Below are 15,784 nucleotides of genomic sequence, written 5' to 3' on the forward strand. Positions count from 1 at the left end.
CACATTTATAGGATATGGGACGCTTGCGGAATTGTCGACATAGAGCAGTTATTTCTCTTGTCCAATTTAAATTACTGGTAACACGAGATGTATCAGAAAATTGTCTGGTACATCTTTTTTTATGCAAATTTTTATGAAAAATTATATATAAAAGTTTTTATAAAGAATTATGTAAAGTTCAAATCAACGCAAAATTATAGGTAAATAGATGATATACTTGCAAGAAATTGTGCTGAAAACGATTTTTAATGTGGCACTTTTGTGTTTTATTTGCCACAATGAAGGAAAAAGTTTATAATTGCGGCAAATTACTTCGATATTTATAATAAAGATATAATAATCCTAGGAGATGAAGTAAAGTGATCACATTAAACGAAAGACAAAATAGTATTTTAAAATACTTATATAATAAAAAAGATTATACAACGATAAATGAAATATCAAAAGAATTTAAAGTTAGTGTAAGAACAATTAGATACGATTTGGATAATATAGAATATACGCTGAAGGATAATGAGAAAATTTCCTTAGTTAGAACGCCAAGATACGGTATCAAGTTGGAATTTAAAGGAAAAAGAGATATATTGACGTTTTCATCAATTTTCGATTGTGTGGAAATCAATTCGCCAGAGGATAGGGTAATTTTCATAGCGATAAATCTTTTGATAGGAAATAGTAAAGTTGAGGAATTGGCAAATATGCTTTCAGTAAGTAAGAATACAGTTGTATCAGATTTAAAGAAAGCTAAAGAGATATTGAATAATCTAAGAATTAATGTAATTTCTAAAGCTTATGTTGGAACTTGTATAGAGGGAGATGAGGAGGATGTAAGATATGCCTTTATCAATCTATACTATAAGATTTCAAATGCAGACAATTACAAACTTCTAAAAATGATTATAGATGATTTTGATTCTGTAAAAAATGATATAGAAGAAAGAATACACAAGGTAGAAAATAAACTTTCTCTTGAGTACTCAGATACATCATTTAAAGAATTAATTATCATTATAATGTACTGCTTTATGAGAATGGGAGAGTATTCAAACTTTAATTATAGCGAAGAATACATACATGAAAAAGAGCAAGAAGAAGAATTCGAGGCTATACAAGATGCTTTTGACGATAAGACAAATGATAAAAAAGAGATTTGCTATCTGATGAAGTGGTTTAAAAGTGCAAAGGTCATGAGTTTTATAAATGATAAATCTGATGTAAAGATGGATAGTAATAAATATCTAGCAATGAGAATAATCGAGGACATGGAAAAATACACAGGAATAGATTATTCAAATGATTTTGATTTTGTAAACTCAGTTGTAATGCATTTCAGCGTGGCAATGTACAGAATGCAAAACAACTTTAAGATTGAAAACCCATTAAAAGAAGATATAAAAATGAGGTTGGGGATAATTTACCAAATAACAGAAGATGTTATGAAAAAATACGAAAGTGAAATCGGGGTAGAATTTCCTGACGACGAGGTTTCTTACATGGCTATGCACTTTGGAGCAGCCTTTGAAAGAAAAACTCAAGAAATATTTGATACAAAAGCTTTAATAGTTTGCAACAGTGGACTAGCTACAGCAGGACTTCTAAGTGCGAGAATGGAAGTTATGCTTCCTCAGATACAGGTTGAAGGTGTCTGCAGATTAAATAACTTAGAGGACGAGTTAAAAAATAAGGATGTTGATATTATAATTTCCACTGTTCCTATAAGAAATACAGATATTGAATATGTTGAAGTTAACCCTATGCTTAATATAGATGACGTTTTAAAGCTTAAAAAACTTGCATTTAATAACGTCTATGAAAAAAGTAGTGAATATCTTGTTTCTAAATATAAGGGAGATAAAGTATCATCAGTTGCTGAAATCATTAAAAAGAGCAATGCAGCCTTTTTATACGATGCAGATAACTGGAGAGATGCAATAGCAGAAGCATCAAAACCACTTATAAAATCTGGAGATATAAAAGAAGAATATGTAGACGATATGATAAAGGCTATAGAAGACCTTGGAACATATATGGTATTTATTCCAGAGATAGCATTTGTCCACGCTTCTAATAAGAATGTTGTAAATAATGCAGTATCAATGTTGACTTTAAAGAATGAAATTTATTTTGGTGATAACTCAGAGGTGAGAATTAAGTCCATAGTTGTTTTAGCGAACAAAGATGAAAATAAGAATCTAATTGAGTTAATCAATATACTAACTAAAAATAATAATGCAGAAAAATTTAAGAACGCAGAAAAATATTTTGATCTAAAAATAATGGTTTAAAAGTCAGGAGATAGAAAGATGATAGTAAAGGTAATAGATGAAGTTAAAAACTATGAAGAAGCTATAAAACTATCTTGTGATGAATTAGTTAAAAATGGCTCTATAGAAGATAGATACTACGATGCAATACTATCAAAAATAGAGGAGTTTGGGGCATATTTTTGCATAGCAGACCATATAGCAATGCCTCATGCAAGACCAGAAGATGGAGCATTAAAAACTGATTTATGTGTATTAAAGCTTAACAAAGAAGTAGATTTTTTAGGAAAACCTATAAAAATATTCTTCACAATAACAGCTGTAGATAGTTCTTCTCATATAGAAACAATAAAAAAATTAGCTGAAATATGTATGAACAAAGAAAAAGTAGAAAAAATATTAAATTCAAACAATGAAAAAGAAATTATGGAGGTAATGTAATATGAAAACAATAATGGCAGTATGTGGATCAGGATTAGGATCAAGTTTTATGGTGGAAATGAATATAACAGATATATTAAATGAATTAGGTGCTTCTTCAGAATATCAGGCATCTCACAACTCTTTAGCTGATGCTACAGCAGATCAGGCTGAAATATTCGTAACAGGAAAAGACTTAGAAGCAAGTGCTTCTCATCTTCCAAATCTTATAGTTTTAGATTCTCTTTTAGATAGAGATGAATTAAAAGCTAAAATAAAAGAAAAAATAGGATACTAAGAAAAATAAATAAAGGGATTGGTTGTTAAAAAGCAATAAGCTTTGATTAACAAAGGAGGAAAATATGAACGGAATATTAGGTGATATAGTCGATTTTATACAGGAGCCCTCAGTTCTAGTAGGGATTATAGTTTTAGTAGGACTTTTACTTCAGAAAAAAGCATTTGAAGATGTAGTAAAAGCTACTTTAAAAGCAATGGTTGGTTTCGTTGTAATATCTGCATCAGCAGACGTAATATCAGCATCATTAGCACCATTTGGTGAGATGTTCCAGTATGGATTCAATATAAATGGGGTAATACCAAACAATGAAGCAGTAGTTGCACTTGCAATTAAGGACTACGGTCAGGCAACAGCACTTATAATGGCATTTGGTATGCTTGCTAATATATTAATAGCTAGATTTACAAAATTCAAAAATATATTCTTAACAGGTCACGTTACATTATACATGGCTTGTATGGTAGCAGTTATACTTTCAGTATCAGGAATGACAGGTGTACAGTTAGTATTTACAGGAGCTTTAGCACTTGGAATAATAATGGTACTTTCACCAGCAATGTGTCAGCCTTTTATGAAAGATGTAACAAAAAATGATTCAGTTGCATTAGGTCATTTCTCATCAGTTGGTTACGCTTGTGCAGGATTAATAGGTAGAGCAGTTGGTAAAAACTCTAAATCAACAGAAGAAATGAACGTACCAAAATCTTTAAGCTTCCTTAGAGATTCAGTTGTTTCTATATCAATAACAATGTTAATACTTTACATAGTAGTTGCAATAGCAGCAGGTGCAGAGTATGTTGAAACAAACTTATCTGGTGGACAGAACTTTATAGTATTCTCAATGATGCAGGCATTAAAATTCGCAGCAGGATTCATACTAATCCAGAACGGTGTTAGACTTGTTCTTAACGAAATAGTTCCAGCATTCAGAGGAATAGCTACAAAACTTGTTCCAAATTCAAGACCAGCACTAGACTGTCCTATAGTTTTCCCTTATGCTCCAAATGCAGTACTTGTTGGATTCATAAGTTCATTTATAGGTGGTATAGTATCAATGTTCGCACTAGGTGCTATGGGACTTACAATAGTAATACCAGGTGTTGTTCCTCACTTCTTCTGTGGTGCAACAGCAGGGGTATTTGGTAACGCAACAGGTGGTAGAAGAGGTGCTATACTTGGAGCATTCTTCAACGGTATATTAATATCATTCCTACCAGTTGGATTATTACCAGTATTAGGTAACTTAGGTGTTGCAAACTCAACATTCTCAGATGCAGACTTCGCAGTAGTTGGTATAGTTCTTGGAAAACTACAGCAGTTCTTCGGAGGAAATGGAGTAACAATAGCTTTAGTAGGTATAGTTGCACTAATGGTTATATACTCAATGATATCAGGAAAGAAAAAAGCTGAAACAGCAGCAGAATAATATAAATTGGGGTGTCGCAGAATTCTGTGGCATCCCTTCTTTATTTTGCAGCAAGTTTAAAACTGAGAAAAAGAAAGTAAATTCGCTAATAGATATGTTTTGCTTTAAAAGTTAGTGATTTATATAATATAATAAGAATATAATATTATTTCGATGTAGGTGGTAATAAATGAATAAGCTATTAAATAGATTTAAAGGATGTATTTTAGGTGGAGCTGTAGGGGATGCACTAGGCTATCCAATTGAATTTATGTCTGAAGAGGAGATATTTTCTATTTATGGGAAAGGTGGTATAACAGTATACAATTTAAATAATGGAGTTGCAGAAATTTCTGATGATACACAAATGATACTTTTTACCATAGATGGGCTTATTTTATCTGATAATGATGATGAAGTAGAAAGTATAAGAAAATGCTATATAGATTGGGCTAATACTCAAATTGGCGATGCATATTTAGGTATAGATGGAATAAATAAAAAATTTTTAGATAAATTAGAGTTAGTGGATTTTATAGAAGATATTTCTGAGAAATTATATAATAAACAACAACTAACAAAATAAAAAATGGATGCGAGCAATCATTATGCAAGCAGTCTTTTCTTGTACCAGAATAACAAACTGGGGTAAGAGATATATCTGCTCAAAAGCGACAATACTGCAAGCGCCCCACAACTGCTAAATGTGTTACTCTAACAGTGTGGGGCGCTGAAGCCTGGAGCCAAGAGCAGATATACTCTTGTCTTTGTTATTTAGTTCCGAATAATCTATCTCCAGCATCTCCTAAACCTGGTAATATGTATCCATGTTCATTTAATCTTTCGTCAAGAGCTGCTACAAATATATCAACGTCTGGATGATATTTGTGAACTTCTGCTATTCCTTCTGGAGAAGCTACTAAGTTAACTAATTTAACACTTTTAGCTCCTTCTCTTTTAACAACGTCTATAGCTGCAACTGCAGAACCACCAGTAGCTAACATTGGGTCTACAACTATCATATCTCTTTCGTTTATATCCTTAGGGAATTTGCTGTAATATTCAACTGGTTTTAAAGTTTCTGGGTCTCTGTATAGACCAACATGACCAACTTTAGCAGCTGGAACTAATGAAAGTAATCCGTCTACCATTCCTAATCCCGCTCTTAATATTGGAACGATACCTAATTTTTTACCAGCTATTACTTTAGCTTTAGTCTTAACAAGTGGAGTTTCTATTTCAACTTCTTCTAGTGGAAGATCTCTTGTTATTTCGTATCCCATAAGCATAGTTATTTCTGTTAATAATTCTCTGAAATCTTTTGATCCAGTGTTTTTATCTCTCATTAAAGTTAATTTGTGCTGAACTAATGGATGATCCATTATTACTACTTTGTTCATATAGATAAGCCTCCTAAAATTTTAATATGTTAAACAATAAAAATTGTTTTATGCGTAATTGATTATTAATATACACACACTTTTTCATATTATACCAAAAATCTTAACATTTTTCATCTATTTTTTGTATTTTGCTTAAAAATAATAAAATTAATTCATTTTATTGTTAAAAATTCAAAATAAATTCATACAAAAACACGAAAATTATTTACTTATTTTGATTATATATTCGTGTTTTTATATCCTCTCTCTGCTGATTAACAGCTTTATTCAAAATATCGCCCTCTAAATATTCGACCATATCCAAATAATCTAGAGATTCATTAAAATATCCTATATTTGACGCTGCTGTAGACAGTGATAAATAATATGCATTTTTAGCGTCTTTAGTACGAGGATGATTTAAAATACTTTTTAAATCACAGTATAATTGGTAATCATCTTTTGACTCATTATACTTTTCAATAATTTTATTGTACTCCTCTGTAAATTTTTTATTCTTTCTTTTTTCACTAGAAGTTGCAAGTGCAGAAAACAATACGAAATGTATAATCCAAACAGCTACAACTATAACAGTGAAAAGCAAAGTACTTTTTATACGATTTATAAAACAGATTGGAATTAGTAGAGCCAATATTAAAGTAGAAACATAGGCAAACGACGACTTTCTATTTTCCCACTTTATTCCACTGTACTTCTTGCTACTCATATCATTTAAATTTTTGGCTGCAAGTACAGAAATAATATACCCTAGATTTTCTGTTTGATTTGGTAGATTATTGTTACTTTTCTTACTTACATATAATTGATATCTCGTTCCGCTCTTAAATTGGATAATTATCTTCATACCGAAAATACCATTTTTCAAAGCAATTCCCTGCATATCTTTAAATTTAAAGAAATGATAATCAGTTGCCTTATCGACCTTTAACTTACTCATAAATCCAAACAAAAGTCCTTCATTATTTATAGAAATTATACAATTTTGATTAAATGATACATTATTTATCTTTTGAATAACTGCTAGAATTAAATGATTAGGAATTGAATAAATCTCTTTAAACACATTTGGTAAAACTTGATCCGTCATAACTTTGTATAAAATCTCTTCATCGTACATAAGCTTCATAGGAAAAACTCCTTTCTATAAGGACTGAACCTCCCATGACTAAAGTCACGAGTGTTCTTGCTTAGTTTAATAAAATATTATCTATAACTATATTATAACTTATAATATAAAAAACCAAATGAAAAATCTGAGGAAAATAACACTAAAATAAAAAATCTCACGAATTACAATTTAATAAACTGTAATAAAAAGAAGCTATTTAATTATGGTAAACAAATTTACAATGCATTGCCGAAGAATAACATGCATCAAGGATTGCTGATTTAAAATATAAAAAAAGAAAAGTAACAAATTAATAGCAATTATTTTAAAATAAAAAATCTCACGAATTACAATTTAATAAACTGTAATAAAAAAGAAGCTATTTAAATCGCACTCGACAATGGAAGACGCTCATATTACTACATTTTCAAAAAATACTAAATGCGTCTGATCCTGGAGAGAAGATTAAATAGCTTCTTTTTTTATTTACAGTCTATTAAACGTAATGCGTGAGATTCGCATGCCTCTACACATGCAGGTAATAGTCCAGCTTTTACTCTGTCATTACATCCATCACATTTTACTATTTTTTCATTTGAAAACTTAGGTACATCAAATGGACATACAAAAGAACAAATCTGACATCCGATACAATTTTCATCATTTGTAAGGACAAAACCAGTTTCTGGATCCACAGAAAAAACATCGTGAGAACAGTTATTCATACAAGTAGGGTCCTCACAGTGTCTACAAGACTCTGTAATCAATCTAAAAGAATTGGTAACAGGATTTTCAACTCTCTTCATTTTTCTGCAACTAAGTCCTTCTTTATCCGAATGAACCTTTGCACAAGCTGCATGACATTTAAAACAAGCATTACAAAGATCCATATTATAAACTATCTTTTTCAAAACAAAACCTCCCTCAAAAATATCTATCACGTAAAAAATAAAACACCATTTAATTTTACACGAAAGAAAGAATGTTTTCAATTACATTTGAAGGATAGAGTTATACTGCGTAACTTTAAAAAAATATGGTATAATAAAACAATGAGACAAAATTTTAGTCAAATGAACGATGAAAAAATATTTGATAAAAGAAAAATACAAAGTAGTTGATTTAATAATAATTTGAAATGGAGGAATAAGATGGAAGTAGATAGAAAAAAACTTACGCCCATGATGAAACAGTATATGGAAACAAAAGATAGATACAAAGACTGTATACTATTCTATAGATTGGGCGATTTTTATGAAATGTTCTTTGATGATGCGATAATAGCTTCAAAAACTCTTGAAATAGCACTTACTGGAAAAGCATGTGGCTTAGAAGAAAGAGCTCCAATGTGTGGAGTACCTTTCCATTCTGCCAATTCATATATATCAAAATTAGTAGAAAACGGGTACAAAGTTGCAATAGGTGAGCAGCTAGAGGATCCAGCTAAGGCAAAAGGAATAGTAAAAAGGGATGTTATAAGAGTTATAACACCGGGTACTGTACTTGATGGCTCACTTTTAGAAAACAAGAAAAACAACTACCTAATGTCTATATACAGAAATAAAAATATGATCGGGTTATCATATGTAGACATAAGTACGGGAGAATTAAATGCGACTTATTTAAACGAGGATAAAATAGTTGAAGAAATAGCAAAGGTAAACCCTTCAGAGATAATATTAAATGACCTTTCATTTATTGATAAGATAAGAGATATTGCAACGGTTGGAAATATATACATAAATGAAAGCTTTGATGATGGTATGGAAGAAGAGTCGATAATATTTGACTACTTCCCAAGTGAATACATAGAAACACTGGATTTAGATAACGACGGACTTATAAAGAAAAGTATAGCTATAATTTTAAATTATATATATTCTACTCAGAAGCAGATAACGTCTAATATGAGCTCTATAAACGTGTACAACTCATCAGAATATATGGTACTTGATATGTTCACAAGAACAAATCTTGAGCTTACACAGACTATAAGAGGTGGAAAGAAAAAAGGATCACTTCTTCATGTATTAGACAGAACATCTACTGCAATGGGTGGTAGACTTCTTAGAAAATACGTAGAACAGCCACTTATAAACAAAGAAAAAATAGAATATAGATTAAACATAATAGAAGAAATAAACGACGACTATATATTAAAAGAAGACTTAATTGAAATATTAAAGAAAATTTACGATATAGAAAGAATTTGTGGGAAAATAGCTTTTGAAAAAGTAACTCCTAAAGAATTAATAAACTTAAAACATTCTATAGAAAAATTACCTCTATTAAAAGAAACAGTTGAAAACTCAAACTGTGTAATTTTAAAAGAATACATAAATAGTATGGATACTTTAGAGGATATTTATCAGTTAATAGAGGATTCGATAAAGGAAGATCCTGCTATTACAATAAAAGACGGAAATATAATAAAATCTGGTTACAATAATGAACTTGACGAACTTAGAGATATTTCTAAAAACGGAGCGAATATAATAAAAGATATAGAAGCTAAGGAAAAAGAAAGAACTGGGGTTAAATCATTAAAAATAGGATTTAATAAAGTTTTTGGATATTACATAGAAATAACTAAGGCTAACTTAGCTCAGGCTATAATAGACGAGAGCTATATAAGAAAGCAAACACTTAGCAATGCGGAGAGATTTATCACTCCAGAACTAAAAGAAATAGAAGAAAAAATTCTAAATGCTGAGGAAAAAATAAAAGCTATAGAATATGAAATCTTTACAGAAATTAGAAGTGCTGTTTATAAAAATATAAACAGAATACAGGAGGTTGCACATATTGTAGCAAATGTAGACGTATATGCTGCACTTGCTGAAACAGCTTCACAAAATGGATACGTTAAACCAAATATAAACAACGAAAATAGACTTGAAATAAAAAATGGTAGACATCCAGTTGTTGAAAATATCGTAGGAATAGAAAACTTTGTTCCAAACGATACATATTTAAAAACTGGAGAAAATACTATAAACATAATCACAGGACCAAATATGTCAGGTAAATCTACATATATGCGACAAACTGCGATAATTGCACTTATGGCTCACATAGGCTCATTTGTTCCTGCAGAGTATGCTGATATTCCGATAATGGATAGAATATTTACAAGAGTTGGAGCAAGTGACGACTTATCTCAGGGACAGTCTACATTTATGGTTGAGATGAATGAAGTATCAATGATTCTTAAAAATGCTACAGATAAGAGTTTAGTTATACTTGATGAAATAGGTCGTGGAACTAGTACTTACGACGGAATAAGTTTAGCTTGGTCTATAGTCGAGTACATACAGAAAAATATAAAATGTAAGACATTATTTGCAACTCATTACCACGAATTAACTGATTTAGAAGACGAGTTTGACGAGGTTAAAAACTACTCTATAGGGGTTAAAGAAGATGGAAATGATGTAATATTCCTTAGAAAGATAATTCCTCAAGCAGCTGATAAGAGTTATGGTATATATGTTGCTAAGCTGGCAAAACTGCCAGATGAGGTTATAAACAGATCAGCTGAGATACTATCTGATTTAGAAAATAACCATGTAAGCAATATGAGTGTATTAAATGCATTGTCTTCTGATAATGGAAATAGTGGATTTGCACAAAATATAGCAAATATAGAAGATAGAGTTGCTGAAAAAGCATCTTATGAAGATAAGAGCTTTGAAGAATGTAAGGAACTAAAAATAGAATTAGACAATTTAAAAACAGAAAATAATAGTCTAAAAAATATAAACGATAACTTAAACGATAAAAATAAAAAACTTGAAGAAAAGATAGACTCGCTTTCTAAACAATTAAAAGAAAAACAGTCTAAAAAGAGCAAAAAAGTGGAATACAGTACTTCTGGGGTGCAGATTTCATTTGGAAGTATGGAAAAAAGCAAGCTAGAGGAAGAGATACTATCTCTAAATCTTATGAATATGACTCCACTTGATGCGATGAATAAAATATTCGAGCTTCAGAAAATAGCTCAGGAAGAAAGCTTAAAATAAATTGTTAGGAGGATTATTATGAAAAATAGAATAAACCTGCTAGACGAAATAACTATAAACAAAATTGCAGCTGGAGAGGTTGTTGAAAGACCATCATCTATTGTAAAAGAACTCGTTGAAAACTCAATAGATGCTGGTGCTGATAGAATAATAATCGAGGTTGAAAACGGAGGAAAGTCGCTTATCAAGATAACTGATAATGGATGTGGAATTCCTTCAAGTGAGGTTAAAAAGTGCTTTTTAAGACATGCAACTAGTAAAATAGACAAAATAGATGACTTATTTAATCTATTTACGCTTGGATTTAGAGGAGAGGCACTTGCTTCTATATGTGCAGTTTCAAAACTTGAAATGACTACAAAATTCGAGGATGAAGCTGTTGGAACAAAAATCACTCTAGTTGGCGGAAACATAGAAGCAAAAGAAGCCGTTGGTGCAAATACTGGAACATCTATCGTGATTAAAGACCTATTCTTTAATACTCCAGCGAGAAAAAAATTCCTAAAAACAGACCATGCTGAGCTTATGAATATCACAGATATTGTGAACAAGCTTGCTATAGGATATCCAAATGTAAAATTTAGATACCTTAATGCAGGAAAGCTAATGGTCAATACTCCAGGAGATGGAAAACTAGTAAGTGCTGTTAGGAGCATATACAGCAGAGAAGTTTCTGAAAACTTGATTGAAATTAACTATGATTGCAGCCTTTTCAAAATAGATGGATACATAGGAAATAACAATATATACCGCTCAAACAGAAACCTGCAGCACGTATATATAAATGGAAGATTTGTAAAAAGCAAGATAATTTACGATGCGATTGCAAATGCATATAAATCTATAATTCCTATAAACAAGCATGCAGTTTGTTTCATAAACTTGCACCTTGATCCACAAAAGGTAGATGTAAACATACACCCAGGTAAGATTGAGGTTAAGTTTGAAAAAGAAAATGAGATAAAATTAGAAATAATGGAATATATTAGGGCAAAACTGCTTAAACAAAGCCTTATTGGTAAGTTTGAAACATTTGACAGAGTTCCTAAAGATAGGGCAGTGAAACAAGACTTTAGCGGCAATGCATTTAAAAATCAGGATTTTGGAAATACTACGACTAATTTTAGTGAAACAAGTACAAAATTTGGCGATAAAAATATTAAACCGATAGACTTATCTGATGAGGTAGATGTAAATTCATTTATTAAGTTAGATGATTTTGAGGAGAAAAAGAAAAAAGAAGTAAAAAATAAATCTAATGCAACAAAGAATACTTCATTAAAAAACTATGATAATAAAACAAATAAAAGAGAAAGCTATTCTAGTGGGTTTAGTAGTTATAACAGCGATGTGGATAACTATAAAAATAGCTACAGTAGTGCTGTAAAAATAGAGGATAATGATAAAATATCTGAAACAGAATCTCAGATGGTATTCACTACAGAAGGTGAAATACTTGATTCAGAGAAAAAAGACGAGATTGAGAAAAAAGAAGCTGGATTTTCTCTTAAATATTATAAAGTTGTTGGAGTAGTATTTGATACATATATAGTACTTCAAAAGGGAGAATCTATGTATCTAATGGACCAGCACGCAGCACATGAGAGAGTTCTGTTTGAAAGATATATGAACGCATTCCACAAAAGAGAAGTACACATGCAGATGTTATTAGATCCAATTGTATTAGAGCTATCAAGCGTGGATATGCTACAAGTTGAAAAAAACTTAGATATATTTAGAAACTTTGGATTTGAAGTAGAAATATTTGGGATGAATAATATCCTGATAAGAGGTGTACCTAACCTATTTGGAACTCCACAATCGGAAAAATTCATCTTAGAATTGATAGACAACATAGATAAAATATCAAATAACTATGATTTAAAAGATGATAGATTTGCGATAATGGCTTGTAAATCGGCGATTAAAGCAAATGATAGAATTCAAAATATAGAAATAGAATCTCTATTTAAACAGCTTGAAAAATGTGAAAATCCATACACTTGCCCACATGGTAGACCTACAATGGTTGAGATTTCTAAAGTTGAAATAGAGAAGATGTTCAAGAGAATAATGTAGAAAAATAAGAAGGGATGGGTATTATGACAACACCACTAATAATCCTTACTGGACCTACTGCAGTTGGAAAGACAGATCTTTCAATACAGCTTGCAAAGGCAGTTGATGCAGAGATAGTATCTGCAGACTCAATGCAGATATACAAATATATGGACATAGGTAGTGCAAAAGTAACTGAAGAAGAAATGCAGGGAGTGAAGCATTATCTAGTAGATGAAATAGAGCCAGATATGCCTTTTTCTGTATCTGAATACAAAAGAATGGCAGAAGAATACATAGACGAAATTTCTAGCAGAGGAAAAAATGTAATAGTCACTGGAGGAACAGGACTTTACCTAAACTCTCTAATATACGATATGGACTTTGGAAAATCTGATGCAAATCAGGAACTAAGAGAAGAATTAAACAAAGAACTTGAAGAAAATGGACCTGCGTATATGTACGAAAAACTAGTTTCATTAGATAAAGAAACTGCTGAAAGGATTCATCCAAACAACACAAAAAGAGTCATAAGAGCAATAGAAGTTGCTATGAGTGGAGAAAAGATGAATGACTTCTCAAAAGATTTAAGATACAATAAAAAGTATAGACCAATTATAATAGTTTTAAATAGAGATAGACAGGCATTATATGATAGAATAAATCTAAGAGTAGATATAATGCTAAAAAATGGTTTAATTGAAGAAGTTAAAGGACTTCTTGAAAAAGGATACACAAAAGATATGATTTCTATGCAGGGAATCGGATACAAAGAAATTATAAAATACTTCGATGGAGAGTATACTCTTGACGAAGCTATAGAAATAATTAAAAGAGATTCTAGACGTTATGCAAAAAGACAGCTAACTTGGTTTAGAAGATACGAAGATGCAAAATGGTTTGAAATTGATAAATTTAATTCAGCTGAAGAATTAAAAGATGCAGTTGTTTCTTATGTCAAAAAAATGCTTTAGTAAGAAAAAGTTTTGATTTTAAATAAATTGTTTTAGGGGGATTAAAAAATGAAAAATACAGTATTAAACTTACAGGATTTATTCTTAAATCAGGCGAGAAAAGAGAAAAAAGCTGTTTTCATATATCTTGTTAATGGTGTAAAGGTTAAAGGAACTGTAAAAGGATTTGATAGCTATGTTATTCTACTAGAGGGAGAAGATAAAAAACAGAGCTTAATATACAAACACGCTGTATCTACTGTTCAGCCAGTAGATAATATAAGCATAATATACTAAGATACAAAGAAAAAGGAGCAAGAAATGTTAGATATTACAAGAGATTTTTTAAAAGAACACTACAACATAGACGATGAAATGATGAAATTCTCAGAAGAGGTTATGGAAGACATCAAATTTAAATTTGATGAGATCAAAGAAATAAGAGAATACAATCAGTACAAAGTATTAAGAGCTATGCAGGAAGCCAATTTAAGTGACAACCACTTCAACTGGACTACTGGATACGGATACAATGACCTAGGTAGAGAAAAAATAGAAGAAATATACGCAAAAGTATTCCACACAGAAGATGCACTTGTTAGACCTATAATAGTTAACGGTACTCATGCACTATCATTAACTGTTCAGGGATTAGTAAGACCAGGAGATGAAATACTTTCTATAACATCAGCACCATATGACACTCTTCAGGGGGTTATAGGTATAAGAGAAGAAAAAGGATGCCTAAAAGAATACGGTGTTACATATAGTCAGTTAGATTTTAGAGAAGATGGAAATATAGATATAGATGGTATAGAAGCTAAAATAAACGACAGAACTAAATTAGTTATGATACAGAGATCTAAAGGATATGAATGGAGAAAATCTTTATCAATAGAAGATATAGAAGAAGCTGTTAAAGAAGTTAGAAGAGTTAAACCAGAAGTTATAATAATGGTTGATAACTGCTACGGTGAATTCTTAGATACTAAAGAACCAACAGATGTTGGTGTAGATATAATGGCTGGATCATTAATCAAAAACCCGGGTGGAGGACTTGCTTTAACTGGTGGATATATAGTTGGTAGACATGATTTAGTTGAACAGATATCATATAGATTAACTTGTCCTGGTATAGGTAAAGAATGTGGTCTTACATTCGGAACTACAAGAAGCGTACTTCAGGGATTCTTCATGGCTCCATATGTTGTATCTCAGGCTGTAATGGGGGCCATTTATTGTGCTAGAGCTTTTGAGAAACTAGGATATAAAGTACTTCCAGCTTATGACGATTTAAGAAGTGATATAATCCAGTGTGTTCAGCTTGGAAGTCCAGAAGAAGTTGTTAGATTCTGTGAAGGTGTTCAGTATGCAGCTCCAGTTGATTCATTTGTTACACCAGTTCCATGGGCGATGCCAGGGTACGAAGACGAGGTTATAATGGCTGCAGGAGCTTTTGTTCAGGGTTCTTCAATAGAATTAAGTGCTGATGCGCCAATAAGACCACCATACAATGTTTACTTCCAGGGTGGACTTACATTTGACCATTCTAAGATGGGTACATTAAAGGCAATAGAAAGAATAAAAGATTTACATAGAGAACAGGGAAAATAAGATTTTTCTGATACATAAAAAGGGTGTCTTAAATTTTTCTATAAATATCTATTTTTAGCAAGAACTTAAAATAGATATTTATTCTAAAAATTTTAAGATACCCTTTTTTATATTCAGAATAAAATCTTATTTATTGAATATTGAATGTGCTTTCAGATTATAGAGATTTTAATTAAAAATTATTTATTAAATGTAGAAAATGTTATAATAAATATATTATGATGATTAAATAATTA

13 protein-coding genes are annotated in these 15,784 nt (G+C 30.9%); 10 read left to right on the forward strand and 3 right to left on the reverse strand.

The features are described 5' to 3' along the window. Nucleotides 1–359 precede the first annotated feature (359 nt). From DWX74_RS04480 to DWX74_RS04500, 5 genes are all read left to right on the forward strand, one after another. The gene (locus DWX74_RS04480) at nucleotides 360–2,285 is read left to right on the forward strand and encodes a BglG family transcription antiterminator (RefSeq protein ID WP_118548900.1); all 1,926 of its coding nucleotides are present in this window, start codon (nucleotides 360–362) and stop codon (nucleotides 2,283–2,285) included. 18 nt (nucleotides 2,286–2,303) lie between these two features. Then, nucleotides 2,304–2,705, forward strand: coding sequence for a PTS sugar transporter subunit IIA (locus tag DWX74_RS04485; RefSeq protein WP_006439488.1), 402 nt, complete (start codon nucleotides 2,304–2,306; stop codon nucleotides 2,703–2,705). Between the two features lies 1 nt (nucleotide 2,706). Continuing rightward, nucleotides 2,707–2,982, forward strand: a complete 276-nt coding sequence (locus DWX74_RS04490) for a PTS sugar transporter subunit IIB (RefSeq protein WP_006439487.1) — start codon at nucleotides 2,707–2,709, stop codon at nucleotides 2,980–2,982. Nucleotides 2,983–3,046: 64 nt separating this feature from the next. Then, on the forward strand, nucleotides 3,047–4,411 hold the full coding sequence (locus DWX74_RS04495; RefSeq protein WP_118548901.1) for a PTS ascorbate transporter subunit IIC: 1,365 nt from the start codon (nucleotides 3,047–3,049) through the stop codon (nucleotides 4,409–4,411). A 169-nt stretch (nucleotides 4,412–4,580) separates the two neighbouring features. Further along, nucleotides 4,581–4,976 carry an ADP-ribosylglycohydrolase family protein gene (locus DWX74_RS04500; protein ID WP_118548902.1) on the forward strand — a complete coding sequence of 132 codons (396 nt, stop codon included), beginning with the start codon at nucleotides 4,581–4,583 and terminating at the stop codon, nucleotides 4,974–4,976. A gap of 184 nt (nucleotides 4,977–5,160) precedes the next feature. On the opposite strand, the gene upp is transcribed toward DWX74_RS04500, so the two are convergent. The 3 genes from upp to DWX74_RS04515 form a co-directional block, all read right to left on the reverse strand. Next, complete coding sequence (gene upp, locus DWX74_RS04505; RefSeq protein WP_006439484.1) at nucleotides 5,161–5,790, reverse strand: uracil phosphoribosyltransferase; 630 nt, start codon at nucleotides 5,788–5,790, stop codon at nucleotides 5,161–5,163. 208 nt (nucleotides 5,791–5,998) lie between these two features. Continuing rightward, nucleotides 5,999–6,919: a hypothetical protein gene (locus DWX74_RS04510; RefSeq protein ID WP_118548903.1), complete on the reverse strand. Its 921-nt coding sequence runs from the start codon at nucleotides 6,917–6,919 to the stop codon at nucleotides 5,999–6,001. A gap of 464 nt (nucleotides 6,920–7,383) precedes the next feature. Next, a complete protein-coding gene (locus DWX74_RS04515; RefSeq protein WP_118548904.1) occupies nucleotides 7,384–7,812 on the reverse strand; it encodes a 4Fe-4S dicluster domain-containing protein in 429 nt (142 codons plus the stop codon). A 240-nt stretch (nucleotides 7,813–8,052) separates the two neighbouring features. Between DWX74_RS04515 and mutS the strand changes: the two genes are divergently transcribed. From mutS to DWX74_RS04540, 5 genes are read left to right on the forward strand one after another with little or no spacing between them, the layout of a single operon-like run. Continuing rightward, on the forward strand, nucleotides 8,053–10,923 hold the full coding sequence (gene mutS / locus DWX74_RS04520) for a DNA mismatch repair protein MutS (protein WP_118548905.1): 2,871 nt from the start codon (nucleotides 8,053–8,055) through the stop codon (nucleotides 10,921–10,923). An 18-nt stretch (nucleotides 10,924–10,941) separates the two neighbouring features. Beyond that, complete coding sequence (mutL, locus tag DWX74_RS04525; protein WP_118548906.1) at nucleotides 10,942–13,002, forward strand: DNA mismatch repair endonuclease MutL; 2,061 nt, start codon at nucleotides 10,942–10,944, stop codon at nucleotides 13,000–13,002. A gap of 23 nt (nucleotides 13,003–13,025) precedes the next feature. Then, entirely contained in the window at nucleotides 13,026–13,955 is a 930-nt protein-coding gene (gene miaA / locus DWX74_RS04530; RefSeq protein WP_118548907.1) for a tRNA (adenosine(37)-N6)-dimethylallyltransferase MiaA, read from the forward strand. A gap of 48 nt (nucleotides 13,956–14,003) precedes the next feature. Then, nucleotides 14,004–14,231 carry an RNA chaperone Hfq gene (gene hfq, locus DWX74_RS04535; RefSeq protein ID WP_118548908.1) on the forward strand — a complete coding sequence of 76 codons (228 nt, stop codon included), beginning with the start codon at nucleotides 14,004–14,006 and terminating at the stop codon, nucleotides 14,229–14,231. Between the two features lie 24 nt (nucleotides 14,232–14,255). Next, the gene (locus tag DWX74_RS04540) at nucleotides 14,256–15,548 is read left to right on the forward strand and encodes a methionine gamma-lyase family protein (protein WP_118548909.1); all 1,293 of its coding nucleotides are present in this window, start codon (nucleotides 14,256–14,258) and stop codon (nucleotides 15,546–15,548) included. Nucleotides 15,549–15,784: the final 236 nt, after the last annotated feature.

It is taken from the genome of Peptoclostridium sp. AF21-18 (genome assembly GCF_003478825.1).
In the GTDB taxonomy this organism is placed as follows: Bacteria; Bacillota; Clostridia; order Peptostreptococcales; family Peptostreptococcaceae; genus Peptacetobacter.